At 67.3% G+C, this 12,666-nt stretch carries 14 protein-coding genes and 1 pseudogene; 9 read left to right on the top strand and 6 right to left on the bottom strand.

What is annotated here, in order from left to right:
- Window positions 1–19: 19 nt before the first annotated feature.
- From CKW06_RS10980 to CKW06_RS10960, 5 genes are read left to right on the top strand one after another with little or no spacing between them, the layout of a single operon-like run.
- The gene (locus tag CKW06_RS10980; protein ID WP_005413144.1) at window positions 20–304 is read left to right on the top strand and encodes a DUF4190 domain-containing protein; all 285 of its coding nucleotides are present in this window, start codon (window positions 20–22) and stop codon (window positions 302–304) included.
- Between the two features lie 4 nt (window positions 305–308).
- Window positions 309–1,079, top strand: a complete 771-nt coding sequence (locus CKW06_RS10975; RefSeq protein ID WP_024956898.1) for a class I SAM-dependent methyltransferase — start codon at window positions 309–311, stop codon at window positions 1,077–1,079.
- An 8-nt stretch (window positions 1,080–1,087) separates the two neighbouring features.
- Window positions 1,088–2,143, top strand: coding sequence for a quinone-dependent dihydroorotate dehydrogenase (locus CKW06_RS10970; RefSeq protein ID WP_024956899.1), 1,056 nt, complete (start codon window positions 1,088–1,090; stop codon window positions 2,141–2,143).
- Between the two features lie 8 nt (window positions 2,144–2,151).
- Complete coding sequence (murB, locus tag CKW06_RS10965) at window positions 2,152–3,213, top strand: UDP-N-acetylmuramate dehydrogenase (RefSeq protein ID WP_005409364.1); 1,062 nt, start codon at window positions 2,152–2,154, stop codon at window positions 3,211–3,213.
- A 32-nt stretch (window positions 3,214–3,245) separates the two neighbouring features.
- Complete coding sequence (locus CKW06_RS10960; RefSeq protein ID WP_024956900.1) at window positions 3,246–4,133, top strand: DMT family transporter; 888 nt, start codon at window positions 3,246–3,248, stop codon at window positions 4,131–4,133.
- 153 nt (window positions 4,134–4,286) lie between these two features.
- Here the strand turns inward: CKW06_RS10960 and CKW06_RS10955 are convergent, their stop codons facing one another.
- The 3 genes from CKW06_RS10955 to CKW06_RS10945 form a co-directional block, all read right to left on the bottom strand.
- A complete protein-coding gene (locus tag CKW06_RS10955) occupies window positions 4,287–5,327 on the bottom strand; it encodes an aminoglycoside phosphotransferase family protein (protein ID WP_012480001.1) in 1,041 nt (346 codons plus the stop codon).
- 99 nt (window positions 5,328–5,426) lie between these two features.
- Window positions 5,427–6,461 carry a DUF418 domain-containing protein gene (locus CKW06_RS10950; RefSeq protein ID WP_024956901.1) on the bottom strand — a complete coding sequence of 345 codons (1,035 nt, stop codon included), beginning with the start codon at window positions 6,459–6,461 and terminating at the stop codon, window positions 5,427–5,429.
- Window positions 6,458–7,048 carry a TetR/AcrR family transcriptional regulator gene (locus CKW06_RS10945; protein ID WP_024956902.1) on the bottom strand — a complete coding sequence of 197 codons (591 nt, stop codon included), beginning with the start codon at window positions 7,046–7,048 and terminating at the stop codon, window positions 6,458–6,460. The genes CKW06_RS10950 and CKW06_RS10945 overlap by 4 nt, the downstream gene beginning before the upstream one ends.
- A gap of 143 nt (window positions 7,049–7,191) precedes the next feature.
- On the opposite strand from CKW06_RS10945, the gene CKW06_RS10940 reads away from it, so the two are divergent.
- Window positions 7,192–7,617, top strand: a complete 426-nt coding sequence (locus CKW06_RS10940) for a DoxX family protein (RefSeq protein WP_012480000.1) — start codon at window positions 7,192–7,194, stop codon at window positions 7,615–7,617.
- Here CKW06_RS10940 and CKW06_RS10935 read toward each other — a convergent pair.
- Both CKW06_RS10935 and CKW06_RS10930 read right to left on the bottom strand, forming a co-directional pair.
- A pseudogene (locus CKW06_RS10935) lies at window positions 7,590–8,392 on the bottom strand (APH(3')-II family aminoglycoside O-phosphotransferase). The gene CKW06_RS10940 and the pseudogene CKW06_RS10935 sit on opposite strands and share 28 nt — an antisense overlap.
- A gap of 41 nt (window positions 8,393–8,433) precedes the next feature.
- Entirely contained in the window at window positions 8,434–8,937 is a 504-nt protein-coding gene (locus CKW06_RS10930) for a DUF2938 domain-containing protein (RefSeq protein ID WP_024956903.1), read from the bottom strand.
- A 55-nt stretch (window positions 8,938–8,992) separates the two neighbouring features.
- Here CKW06_RS10930 and CKW06_RS10925 point away from each other — a divergent pair, with 55 nt between their 5' ends.
- Genes CKW06_RS10925 through CKW06_RS10915 form a run of 3 tightly spaced genes read left to right on the top strand, consistent with a single transcriptional unit; the run spans window position 8,993 to window position 11,146 of the window.
- A complete protein-coding gene (locus tag CKW06_RS10925; protein WP_005409356.1) occupies window positions 8,993–9,658 on the top strand; it encodes an ArsR/SmtB family transcription factor in 666 nt (221 codons plus the stop codon).
- A gap of 14 nt (window positions 9,659–9,672) precedes the next feature.
- Window positions 9,673–10,401 carry a GNAT family N-acetyltransferase gene (locus CKW06_RS10920; protein ID WP_024956904.1) on the top strand — a complete coding sequence of 243 codons (729 nt, stop codon included), beginning with the start codon at window positions 9,673–9,675 and terminating at the stop codon, window positions 10,399–10,401.
- Between the two features lie 28 nt (window positions 10,402–10,429).
- Window positions 10,430–11,146, top strand: coding sequence for an SDR family NAD(P)-dependent oxidoreductase (locus tag CKW06_RS10915; protein ID WP_024956905.1), 717 nt, complete (start codon window positions 10,430–10,432; stop codon window positions 11,144–11,146).
- On the opposite strand, the gene CKW06_RS10910 is transcribed toward CKW06_RS10915, so the two are convergent.
- The gene (locus tag CKW06_RS10910) at window positions 11,140–12,651 is read right to left on the bottom strand and encodes an MFS transporter (RefSeq protein ID WP_024956906.1); all 1,512 of its coding nucleotides are present in this window, start codon (window positions 12,649–12,651) and stop codon (window positions 11,140–11,142) included. The genes CKW06_RS10915 and CKW06_RS10910 overlap by 7 nt on opposite strands.
- Between the last annotated feature and the right edge of the window lie 15 nt (window positions 12,652–12,666).

Below are 12,666 nucleotides of genomic sequence, written 5' to 3'. Positions count from 1 at the left end.
ACTGCCCAGGAGGACCCCGATGAGCGTGGCACCCCGACAGACAAGCGCCCTGGCCGTGGTCAGCCTGGTCATGGGCATCGCCAGCTGGACCGTCCTGCCCTTCGTGGCCAGCATCGTGGCCATCATCACCGGCCACATGGCCCGCGCCGAGATCCGCCGCCGCCCGCATGAACTGGAAGGCGATGGCCTGGCCGTCACCGGCCTGGTGCTGGGCTGGGTGATGGTCGGCGCCGTACTTGCCGCCATCCTGGTCTTCATCCTGTTCTTCGGTGGCCTGGCGTGGCTGGCGGCGGTGTCGAACTGACGCCATGACCGCCTCCGACAGCACTGAACGCTTCAGCAGCCGCGTCGCCGACTACGTCCGCTACCGGCCCGATTACCCGCCCGCGCTGCTGGAATGGCTGCACGGCCCGATGGATGTCAGTCACCAGGCCCGTGTCGCCGACATCGGTGCTGGCACCGGCATTTCCAGCCGTCAGTTTCTGGCCAGCGGTCATCCGCTGGTGGCGGTCGAGCCGAACGCCGCCATGCGCGCCGCCGCCGAAGAGTGGCTGGCGCCGCAGTATCCGGGCTTTTCCGCCGTCGATGGCCGCGCCGAGGCCACCGGCCTGGACGATGCCAGCATCGATCTGGTCAGCGTCGCGCAGGCGTTCCACTGGTTCGACACCGTGGCAGTGCGCGCCGAGTGGCAGCGCATCCTCTGCCCCGGTGGCCTGGCACTGATCTACTGGAATTCGCGCCTGCTCGATGCTAGTCCATTCCTGATCGGCTATGAACAGCTGCTGCTGGACTACGGCACCGATTACACCGCGGTGGCCGAGCGCTACCAGGACGATGCCACCATGCAGGCCTGGTTCGGCCGCGGCCTGCGCGGCATGGTGGAGTTGCCGAACGTACAGCATCTGGACTTCGACGCCCTGCGCGGGCGCCTGCTGTCCTCCTCCTACGCACCCCAATCCGGTCATCCTCGCCACGCGCCGATGATCGACGCTCTGCAGGACCTGTTCGCCGCCCACGCGGTCGACGGCCAGGTCGCTTTTGAATATCGAACCCGAGCCTTCCTCGGCACGCTGGACTGAACCGACGCATGTATTCGCTTGCCCGCCCCTTCCTGTTCTCGCTCGACGCCGAGCGCGCCCACGGCCTCGGCCTGTCCGCACTGGACCTGGCCTACCGCACCGGCACCACGCCGCTGCTGGCCGCACGCATCGCGCCGATGCCCAGCACGGTGTTCGGGCAGACCTTCCCCAATCCGGTCGGCCTGGCCGCCGGCCTGGACAAGAATGGCGAGCACATCGATGCGCTGTTCGCGCTCGGCTTCGGCTTCGTCGAGATCGGCACCATCACCCCTCGCCCGCAGGCCGGCAACCCGCAGCCGCGCCTGTTCCGCCTGCCGGAACACAACGCGATCATCAACCGCATGGGCTTCAACAATGCGGGCGTGGACGCGCTGGTGCGCAATGTCGAGCGCGCGCGCAACCGCCGCGGCCTGCTCGGCATCAACATCGGCAAGAACAAGGACACCCCGAACGAACAGGCGGTGGACGATTACATCGCCTGCCTGGACAAGGTGTATCCGCTGGCGGACTACATCACCGTCAACATCTCCTCGCCCAACACCGCCGGCCTGCGTGAATTGCAGGAAGAGACCGCGCTGCGCCAGCTGGTCAGCCAGTTGCGCGACCGCCAGGAAGATCTCGCGGCGCGCCACGGCCGCCGTGTGCCGATGCTGGTCAAGGTTGCACCGGACCTGAGTGACCGCGACATCGATGCCGCCGCGCGCGTGCTGGGCGAACTGCAGGTGGACGGCGTGATCGCCACCAACACCACCATCGACCACAGCAAGGTGGCCGGCGATCCGCTGGCCAACGAGGCCGGCGGCCTGTCCGGTGCGCCGGTGCTGGAGCAGTCCACCCTGGTGCTGCGCCGCCTGCGCTCGCGCCTGCCCGAATCGGTACCGCTGGTGGGTGTCGGAGGCATCCTGTCCGGTGCCGATGCGGTGGCCAAGATGGCCGCGGGCGCGGCGCTGGTGCAGTGCTACAGCGGCTTGATCTTCCGTGGCCCGGCGTTGGTCTCCGAATGCGTGGAGGCGATCCGTCGCCGCCGCGAAGCGCCGAGCCGCGGCGCGGTGGCCCCACTGTGAGCGCGCCCATGGATACCGTCGACGGCAACGCCCCGCTGCGCTGGACGCTCACCCGCAATGCGCCACTGCAGGCGCTGAACACCTTCCACGTGCAGGCCAGCGCCGCGCAGCTGCTGGAACTGCACGATGCCGCACTGCTGCCGGAAGTGCTGGCATTGCCCGAAGTGGCCAGCGGTCCCCTGTTGGTACTGGGTGCCGGCAGCAACGTACTGATCGCCGAAGACCTGCCGGGCACCGTGCTGGTGTTCGGCAACCGTGACATCAGTTTCCTGGAACACCGCGCTGACCACGCAGTGATCCGCGCCGGGGCCGGCGTCCCCTGGCATGGCCTGGTGATGTGGTCGCTGCAGGAAGGCTTGTCCGGGCTGGAGAACCTGGCCCTGATTCCCGGCACCGCCGGTGCCGCGCCGATCCAGAACATCGGCGCCTACGGTGCGCAGGTCGGCGAGTTCATCCAGGCGGTCGAGGCCTGGGACTGCCAGGAACAAACCTGGGTACGGCTGGACAACGAGCAGTGTCGCTTCACCTACCGCGACAGCGTGTTCAAGCAGCAGATGGACCGCTACCTGATCACCGCCATCGAACTGAAGTTGCCGCTGCTGCACGACCTGCGCATGGACTATGCCGGCATCCGCGAGGAACTGCAGGCACAGGGCGTGGAGCTGCCGAGCGCGGTGGACGTGGCCAACGCGGTGATCGCGATCCGCCGCCGCAAGCTGCCCGACCCGGATGTGCTGGGCAACGCCGGCAGTTTCTTCAAGAACCCGGTGCTGCCGCTGGAACAGGTCGACGTGCTGCTGCAGCACTTCCCCGACCTGCCCGTGTTCCCGGCCGAGCAGGACGACAAGCGCAAGGTCTCGGCGGCATGGATGATCGAGTCCTGCGGCTGGAAGGGCTTCCGCGAAGGCGATGCCGGCGTGGCCCCCAGCCACGCGCTGGTACTGGTCAACCATGGCAATGCCAGCGGTGCTGAACTGCTGGCGCTGGCGCGACGCATCTCCGCTTCAGTGCTGGAGAAGTTCGGCGTGCCGATCGAACCGGAGCCCCGCCTGCTCGGCGCACAGTGGTGAACACCCCCGCCCTCTCCCCCAGCGCCACCCCGATGCGGGCGGCGCTGCTGATGCTCGGCAGCACGATGGCATTCGGCCTGATGGCCGTCGCCATCCGCTACGCCACCCGGTACGTACCAACCCAGGAAGTGGCGTTCTTTCGCAATGCCTTTGGCCTGCTCGCGTTGCTGCCGATGCTGCTGCGCCCCGGCCATGCACCACTGAAAACGCAGCAGCTGCCGCGTTATTTCGTGCGCAGTGCAATTGGCCTGGGTTCGATGCTGTGCGCGTTCTGGGCACTGGGCCATCTGCCACTGGCGCAGGCGGTTTCCCTCTCGTACTCCACGCCGTTGTTCGTCACCATCGCCGCCGTGCTGTGGCTGGGCGAGACCGTGCGTATACGGCGCTGGGCCGCGGTGGTGGTTGGATTCATCGGTGTGCTGGTGATCGTGCGCCCCGGTACCGCCGGCTTCACCGCCGGCAGCCTGGTAGCGGTGGCAGCCGCCGTGCTCAGCTCATTGGTGGCGATCCAGATCAAGCAGCTGACCCGTGTCGACAGCGCCGACACCGTGGTGCTCTACACCTACGTGTTCTGGGTGCCGCTGTCGCTGGTCCCGGCCCTGTTCGTCTGGGTCTGGCCCACCGGCGTGGCGTGGCTGTGGCTGCTGGCCACCGGCGTGCTCGGCACCATCGGCCAGCTGCTGTGGACGCGGGCGTTGCGGCTCGGTGAAGTCTCGGCGCTGACCCCGATCAGCTTCCTGCAGCTGCCGCTGGTAACGCTGCTCGGCTGGCTGCTGTTCAACGAAAGCGTGGATCGCTGGACGCTCATCGGTGCCGGCATCATCCTCGCCGCCAACGCCTACATCGCCCACCGCGAAGCCGTGTTGTCGCGCCGCGCCGCAAGCGCGGCGGCCTCGGCAGCGGCCAAGCCCGCCGAATGAAAACCATCTGCATGGACAAGCCATGGGGCCTGCACGGGCAAGCCACGGGTCGTGCATGGACAGGCCATGGGTAGAGTCGACTGTTAGTCGACTCCCGCGCGCAGCGCGGGCTTTGCCTGTTCCAATCGAAGCGCAGTCGACTAACAGCCGACTCTACCTAGGGCGATCCTGGCAACGACCTGGAACCTGATCCAGCGCGCGATATACCCGCTCCGCCGCATCGAACACATTGCCCGGTGCGAACTGCTCCCCCAGGTAGTGCAGCGACTGCCGGCGCAGCTGCGGCGATCGGTCCTCTCCGTCACTGCCCAGCAGCACCTGCTGGAACTCGATCAGGTCCTGCAGAATGCGCCAGTGCCGGTACCAGGCGATCCAGCGTGGGTCACCGCGGTCGCTGCCGTAGCCCTCCTCGAACCCCAGTGGATTCTCGCGACCCCAGCGCCCGCCAACAGCGGCACCGATGAACATCAGGTCACGCTCGCGCGGGGCCAGCGACAGACCATCCCAATCGATCAGGTGCAGGCCCCCGTCATTGCCCATCAGCAGGTTGCCGGCATGCAGATCGGTGTGGCACAGATGCAGGTCTACCGGCGCGTCCTGCAACGCCGCGAGCAGCTCCCGTGCCTGCGCATGCAGCGCCGCGATGCGCGCATGCTGCTGGTCCCATACCGAAACGAATGCGCGGCCCAGCCCGTCCTTCGCAGCCGCCAGGCCCTCGCCGGCCAACCATTGCCCGACGGTCTCCAGCGCCGCGGTTTCCAGCCGTACGATCGGCAGTGCCTGCTGCAGTTCCGCTGGCAACTGCGCGCCATGCAGCCGCCGCAGCACCTCCCCCAGCCGTTTCCACTGCGTGCGGCTCAACGCCGCCTCGAACCCGGACTGGCCTTCCACATACGGGAACAGGGTGAACTGCAATCCCCAGCGCTGCACAGACGCACCACCGGTCAACGCCGGCCACGGCGCGACGATCTCATCGATACCCAGCGTGCCGCGCATCCAATGCAGGCTGTCCCACACCGCTGGGGCGACCTGGTAGGTACGGCATTTCAACCACCACTGCCCGTGCCGCGCATCGACGCGATACACGCTGGCATTGGCGTCGGCGCCCACCGGGCGTGGCACCACGGCGGTGGGGGTGATGCCATAGGATTGTTGCAGGACTTCGCCGAGATGCTGCGCCGAAGCGAATGACATGGATGCAAGCAGAAAGTGTTACCTGCCACCACTATCGCAGATGCGTTCGCCGCGGCACAGACATGTCCGTCACAACATCGCTTCAGCACGACCAGGGAACTAGCCTGCGATGCGCCGCATCACCGTCTCCAGCGGGCCGCGTGCGAACTGCCACGACCATAGCCAGGCCGCGCCCGTCGCCAGCATCAGGAACAGCAGCGCCCACAGCAGCACCGATGCGAGCGACGCGCTGCCATCGAGCAGGCCCAGGCTTTCCAGCGTGCCCATGCCCAGCAGGATGTGGCCCACATACAGGGTCAGGGTCATGCGTCCGGCCGCGGTGAACGGCTCCAACCAGTCACCCGGTCGCACACGCGCCAGCCACAGGCAGGCGGCGATGACACTGCAGGCCGCACCCGCACCCGTAAGCACATAAGCCGGTCCCGGCGGCATCGGCTGCGTTCCCAGCCACACCTGCCAGGGCGTTCCCTGCGCAAGCTGCTGCACGCCATGTCCAGCCCCGATCAGCAGCAGCCCCAGCACCAGCAATGCATGCTGTACCCGCGGCTGCGACAACTGAAGCCGTGCCAGCAGCATCCCCAGCAGGAAGAAGCACAGCCACGGCATCAACGGGTGGAAGCCATTGAACAGCAGGTTGCGGGCTGCGCCCGGCCACTGCCACAGGCCGGCATATTCCAGCGTCTGCCAGTTCCAGCCTTCGCTGTAGTTCCAGTGCAGCAGCGCCCAGAACGAACAGGCCGCCAGGCCCACGATGCTGGCCAGCAGCACGCGCGGCGAGGCACGCAGCCACACCACGGCCAGCGCGAAATACACCGCGTAGTAGTGCAGGATGTCGGCCGGGAACAGGGTCAGGTTGAGCAGGCCCAGCACCATCAGGAACAGCGCGCGCCTCCAGGTCTGCACGCTGGCCGGCCACCCCCCTTGCCGCTGCGTGGCCAACACCAGGCCCAAGCCAGCCAGCGTAACGAACGTCGCCGAAGCCTTGCCTTCCAGAAAGTGGAAGAAGCCTGCCAACCATCCGGCGCCCTCTGCCGGCACGGCCATCGCCAGGCGGAAGTTGACCAGCACCATGCCGGCCAAGGCCAGGTAGCGCGCCAGATCAAGGCCGTGCAATCGCCGGTCAACGGCACTCATGCGCGCGCCCCGAGCAGCAGCGCGAGCAGGCCAAGATCCAGCGATGCCTCATCGCCGCCACCGGCCTCGCCCAGCCCCCGACGCAGTGCATCGCTTTCAATGGCATCCAGCAGCACCTGCGCCTGCAATGCGGGGGCCAACACGGGACGCCGGCGTTCGCGCTGTGCCACCTGCTGCAGCGCTTCGGCCAGGACCGCCTGCAACTGCCTGCGATTGGCCGCAAATGCCTCGGCTACGGCCGGATTGCGTGCGCTCTCGGCCAGCACTTCGACGGCGAGCGTCGCCCATTCCGGCTGCCGGCACAGTGCGTGGAAGTCCCGAAGGAAAGCCAGCACCTGTGCGCGCTCGCCTTCGGACGCGGCCAGTCGCTGCAGCAACGGTGCCAGCTCTTCGCTCTCAGCCACCGCCACGGCAAGGATGATCGCCTCCTTGCCCGGGAAGTGGTTGTAGAGATTGCCCAGGCTGACACCGGCCGCCTGCGCGATGTCACGCATGCTGGTCTGGTGGAATCCCTTCGCGAGGAAGCACTGCAGGGCGGCCTGCAGGATCTGCGCGATGCGTTGCTCGTTGCGGTCGGCTCGCTTCATGGCGCAAATAGTGAACGAACGTTCGTCCAATTAGAAGGCAACAACCCGACCACCATTGGGCTTCGTTCAGCCAGCCTTGACCTCAACCGCGGTTGAGGCCCGATGCTGCCCGGCCCGCCCCACGCTCAACCCGGAGTTCCTGCATGCCACGGATGATCGCCACCCTGCTCGACAGCCGCGTGCTGTGGTTCCTCGCCCGGCTGCTGCTGGCCGTGGTGTTCCTGTCCTCGGGCCTGGCCAAGCTGCTGGCGTGGGACAACAGCGTGGCCGAAATGCAGGCGGCCGGGCTGCAGCCGCCTGTGCTGTTCAACCTCGCCAGCGCGGTGGTGCTGCTGGGTGGCTCACTGTGCCTGCTGCTTGATCGCCTGCTCTGGCTGGGCAGCGGCGTGCTGGCAGTGTTCATGCTGCTGACCATCGTCGTCGTGCATACCTTCTGGACCAAGCACGGCGCGGAACAGCAGCTGGCCCTGTTCTTCGCGCTGGAGCACCTGAGCGTGGTGGGTGGCCTGATCTGCGCGGCCATCGCCAGCCACGCGCGGGCTCAGAAGAACTCGTCGAGCAGCCGGTAGAACGCGAGCCGGCGCTCGTCGGCCACGCGCCGTAGCGCTGGAACAACGGCGCCACCCAACGCGTATCGCCGAAGTTGTGGACCAGGCTGCGCGCGGCCAGCGCCAGGTCCTGGTAGCGGTCGGCAACACCCAGTCGCCCACAGTCGATGAAACCGCTGAAACGCCCCTCGACCACCATCAGGTTCGGCAGGCAGGCATCGCCATGGCTGACCACCAGGTCTTCATGATCGGGCCGGGTGCTGCACAGTTCAGCGAAGACCTGCTGCGGACTCTGGCCCAGGCGTTCGTCATCGAAGTCATCGGCATCCACCAACCCCGCCTCGACCCGTGCCTGCGCGGCTTGCAGTCGCAAGTGCAGTCGCTGGTCAAACGGACAGGCTGCCAGCGGCAACGCATGCAGCCCGCGCAGCGCGTCGGCCAGCAGTTCCACCAGCTGCTGCGGCGCGAGTTCCGGCGACGAAGCCAGGTCGCGGCCGGGCAGCGCGCTCATCAGCAACCAGCGCCGGCCCGCTTCTTCGGCGGTGGCAATTACCGTTGGTGCCGGTTGTCCCTGTTCCTGCAGCCAGCGCAGGCGCGCGATCTCATCACCGAGCTCACTGAAGGCGTCGATCACTTCCGACTTCACGAAGGCATCGGGCTGGCCTGGTCGCTGCACACGGGCTACATCCGCGCGCGACACGCCGATCGACTGCCGCTCGACGCGCGCATCGGCCAACGCTTCCTGCCATGCCCACGGTAGCGGCATGCCATCAGTGAAAGGATTGGGTGCTTCCATGCCGGGGTGTTCCTGTTGCCGGTGACCCCACCGATTCTCGCTCATCCTGCACGGACCGCGGCCAACAGCAGCGCGGGAAGGTACATGCCCACGCCGAACACGCTGTGCGCCACCAGGCTGCGCAGGCGCGCCTTGCCCGGCGCCGGGGTCTTCGAAGCGGCAATGCCGGCACCCATGCCCGGCTGCAGGATGAGGAACGGCGCGGCAACGCTGAGGATGCCGAAGGCCAGCGCCGGCCACAGGGTAGGTGCCTGCACCCAATCGCTCCCGACCACGACCAGCAACAACGTGGCGAACACCACACCGATCACGTAATGCGCGGTCCAGCCCAGCGCGCGCTCGCCACCGACCGCTGCCGAGCGGCCGATGCCATCGCGACGGAAGCGCCCGCGTGGTAGGTGCCCCAGCCAACGCCCGACCATCGCAAAATCCAACGAGGGAATGCCGAACAGCCGCCGCTGCACCACCGCCCACAGGTCCATTACTGCGGTCGCTCCCACGCCGACTACCACCGCATCCATCACGAATGTCGCCTGGCCAGACATATCGCACACCTTCAATTATTTGCTTGAATGATAGAGCGATGCTAGCGTGTCCCGCATGAACGCTGCAACAGAGCCACCACCCTCACCGCTGGAGGCCTTGGCCGAGATCGCCCGCACGCTCGGCCATGCCCATCGCCTGGCCCTGCTGGAGCACATCGCCCAGGGCGAGCGCGCCGTGGAACGCCTGGCTGAACTGACCGGCCTGTCGGTGGCCAATACCTCCCAGCACCTGCAGCAGCTGCGCCGTGCCGGCCTGGTACAGACCCGCCGTGACGGCAAGCGCATCCTCTACCGCAGCGGTGATGGCCCGCTGGGCAACCTGCTGGCCGCACTGCGCGACTATGCCGACCACCAACGCAGCGAAATGCACGGCGTGATCCACGACAGCCTGCAGCGCCGCGACGCGCTGGAAGGACTGACCGTGGAGCAGCTGCTGGAACAACGCAGCAGCGTGGTGCTGCTGGATGTGCGGCCGCGCGAGGAATTCGATCTTGGCCACCTGCCCGGCGCGCTGAACATTCCCGTTACGGAACTGCGTGCACGGATGGACGAACTGCCGCGTGCCGTCCACATTGTCGCGTACTGCCGCGGTCCCTACTGCGTGCTGTCCAACGATGCGGTGGCGATGCTGCGCGAGGCCGGACTGACCGCGCAGCGGCTCGCCGCCGGTTACCCCGAATGGAAGGCCGCCGGCCTGCAGGTGGACCTGCCCCGGCACTGAGCGAGACACCGGTCATGGATGATGTGTTTGCCCCGTTGATCGATGCGACCTGGCGCGGCGTGTTCTCCGGGCAGCGCACGCTGCGGGATGATCCACAGCTGCAGTTGGCGTGCAGCGATGATTTCGATGAGGGCGAGGACGGCATGCTGCTGCAGCCGGTCGTGGGCCCCGCTCGCGCACTGTTGCGCCCTGCCCTGGCGACTCGCCTGCACCTGCACGCGCAACCGCACTGGACGCTGGCACAGCTGCAACAGCGCCTGCAGCAGCTCGGCCAGCGCACGCATGGTGCGGATCGTGTCTTCTACTTCCCTGCCGCAGAACTTGCGGCCCTGGCCGCGCGCCCTGCACCACCACTTATCCGCCGTCTCGACCCGGCCGACGCCGCCGCGTTCGAGGTGTTCCAGGCCAGCGCCAGCGAAGAGGATCTCGATGCCGCCTGGGTTGAACTGGATCACTGGCAGGTGTTCGGCGCCTTCGATGGCGAGCGGCTGGTTGCCGCGGGAAGCATGTACCCGTGGAGCCTGGATCCAGCCCTGGCCGACATGGGCGTGCTGACCCTGCCCGAGGCCCGCGGTCGCGGGCACGCGCGCCAGCTGGTACACGCCATGGCCGTGTCCGCGCAGGCGGCCGGGCTGCAGCCTCAGTACCGTTGTCAGCTCGACAACACCGCCTCCATCATTACCGCCGAGCGCAGCGGCCTGCGTGCGTTCGCCGACTGGGACACCGTTCTGGCAGCCGATTGAGGCTGCCGCAGTACAACAAGGAAGCAACATGAAATTGATGGTCATCGGCGCCAGCAGGGGCCTGGGTCGGGCGTTCGTGGAAGGCCTGTGCAGTGCGGGCGACACCGTCATCGGCGTTTCGCGCAGCCGTCCGCGCGACCTTGAATGCCCCGAGGGTGTCACCCTGCAGTGGATCAAGGCCGATCTCTCCCAACCCACCCTGGCTGCCAATCACATCGCAGCGCAGGCACCGGCCGATCTGGATGTGCTGATCCACAACCTGGGCATCTGGGAAGAGACCGCCTTCAGCGACGAGTACGCCTTCCTCGACGAGAGCGATGCCGCGCTCACCCAGCTGGTCGACGTCAACATCACCGCGACCCTGGTGCTGCTGCAGCGCCTGCTGCCGCGGGTGCTGGGCGCGCCACGCCCGCAGCTGGTGCTGACCGGCTCGACCTCGGCACTGCCGCGCAGCGGCCGCCCGGAAGTGGCGTTCGGTGCATCCAAGTTCGCACTCAACGGCATCGCCGATGCACTGCGTGAGGGTTTCCGCGATCGCCGCCTGGCGGTGACCAGCCTGCAGCTGGGCTACCTCAACACCGACGATGCGCTGTCGGTTCCGGTGGCAGAGGCCGCAGGGCGCGGCGACGGCGAGCTGGTGCCGGTGCACGACGTCGTTGCGATGGTGCGCGCGCTGCTGCAGTTGTCACCGTCCGGCTTCGTGCGCGAACTGGTGCTGCCGGCCATCGCCGACCCGCGCTACTGACTGCCCCTGCTCAGGCCGGGCTCGACCTCTTCGCGCAACAGGTACCCAAGCACGATGGCGGTCAGCACGGTCGCCATCGCCAGGACAAACAGCTGGCCACGGACGGCCTCCACGTATGCCTGGGCAAGCGCCGTTCTCGAAAGGCCGGGCAATGCCTCCACCGCTCCGCCAAGGTCGCCCATGGACAGCCTGTGCACGGCGGCACGGGCCACGACGCCGGCCTCCAGCATCATGTTCCCGCCAATCCAGGCCGAGAGCATGATGCCGACAAGCGCGAGGGCAATGGAATCGCCTGCCAGTCGCATCGCATTGAAGATGCCAGCGGCCATGCCGGCCTGTTCCTTGCCGACCACGCTGACCGCCAGGCCATCCATCATCCCCCAGGGAAGGCCGATGCCGATTCCGATGACCAGCATCGGCATCCAGCGCACCGACGGGAACTGGAACACCTGCGCCAGCCATGCCAGCCCAAGCGCACCGATCAGCAGGCCCGCACAGCACAGCGTCCGCGCCGGAATCCAGCGCAGCAGGTAGCCGGCAACCAGGGGAACAGCCAGCAAGGGTGCAGACAGCGCTGCCATCGCCAGTCCAGCCTCGGTGGGTCGCAGTCCTTCAACACCGATGAAGCCAGCCGGCAGCACGACCAGAAGGACGACGTAGGAGAACGCAGGGGCAGCGGCCAGAATCTGCACGCCAACAAAACGCCGGTTGCGGAACAGCCCGAGATCCAGCAGCGGTGTTCGATGGGAGCGCTCAACGGCAATGAACACGCCCAGCAGCACCACCGAGAGCGCCAGCAGTACCAGCGTCTGCGGATGCAGCAGGCCACGTTCCGGCAGCACGATCATGGCGTAGGTGAGTGAGCCCAGCGCCAGCATGAAGGTGATGGCCCCCAGCCAATCCAGGCGTGGCGAACCGGCGTTTCTCGATTCGGCGGATGACAGGGCGACCAGCGGTACGGTCAGGGCCGCCAGCAACGCAGGCAGGAAGAACACCCATTCCCAGCCCAGCGCATCGATCAACCCGCCCGCCAGCAGCGGACCGCCTGCGGCCCCTGCACCAAAAGTGGTGCCGATCAGGCTGAACACCCTTGCCCGCGCCTGGCCGTCGAACACTTGCGCCAGCGACGCCATCGCGCCGGCAAACGCTGCCGACGCCGCCATCCCCTGAAGCAGTCTCAGGACATTGATCCACGCCACATCGGGCATCAAGGGAATCAGGCCGGTGACGAGTGCAAACAACGCGCCGCCCAGAATCCAGATCCGGCGCCTGCCATGCAGATCGGCCAGTCCACCGGCCACCAGCGTGGTGCAGCCGTAGGTCAACAGATAGGCGTTGATGATCCAGGACAACGCCGCAGGGGAACCGCCCAGCGCGTCCCGGATGGCAGGAATGCCCACGGCAGGGCTGGCAATGCTCAAGGGAATGTTGAGCGCCGTCAGACAGCCTGCCAGCACCACGCCAAAGCGTGATGATCCGGCCGTCTCAGCAGAGGCAACAGACATGTCGATGAAACTCGA

The sequence above is a fragment of the Stenotrophomonas maltophilia genome, assembly GCF_900186865.1.
GTDB classification, from domain to species: Bacteria; Pseudomonadota; Gammaproteobacteria; order Xanthomonadales; family Xanthomonadaceae; genus Stenotrophomonas; species Stenotrophomonas maltophilia.
Note: the sequence above shows the minus strand (reverse complement) of the source record. Positions and strands in the feature narration are given on the sequence as shown.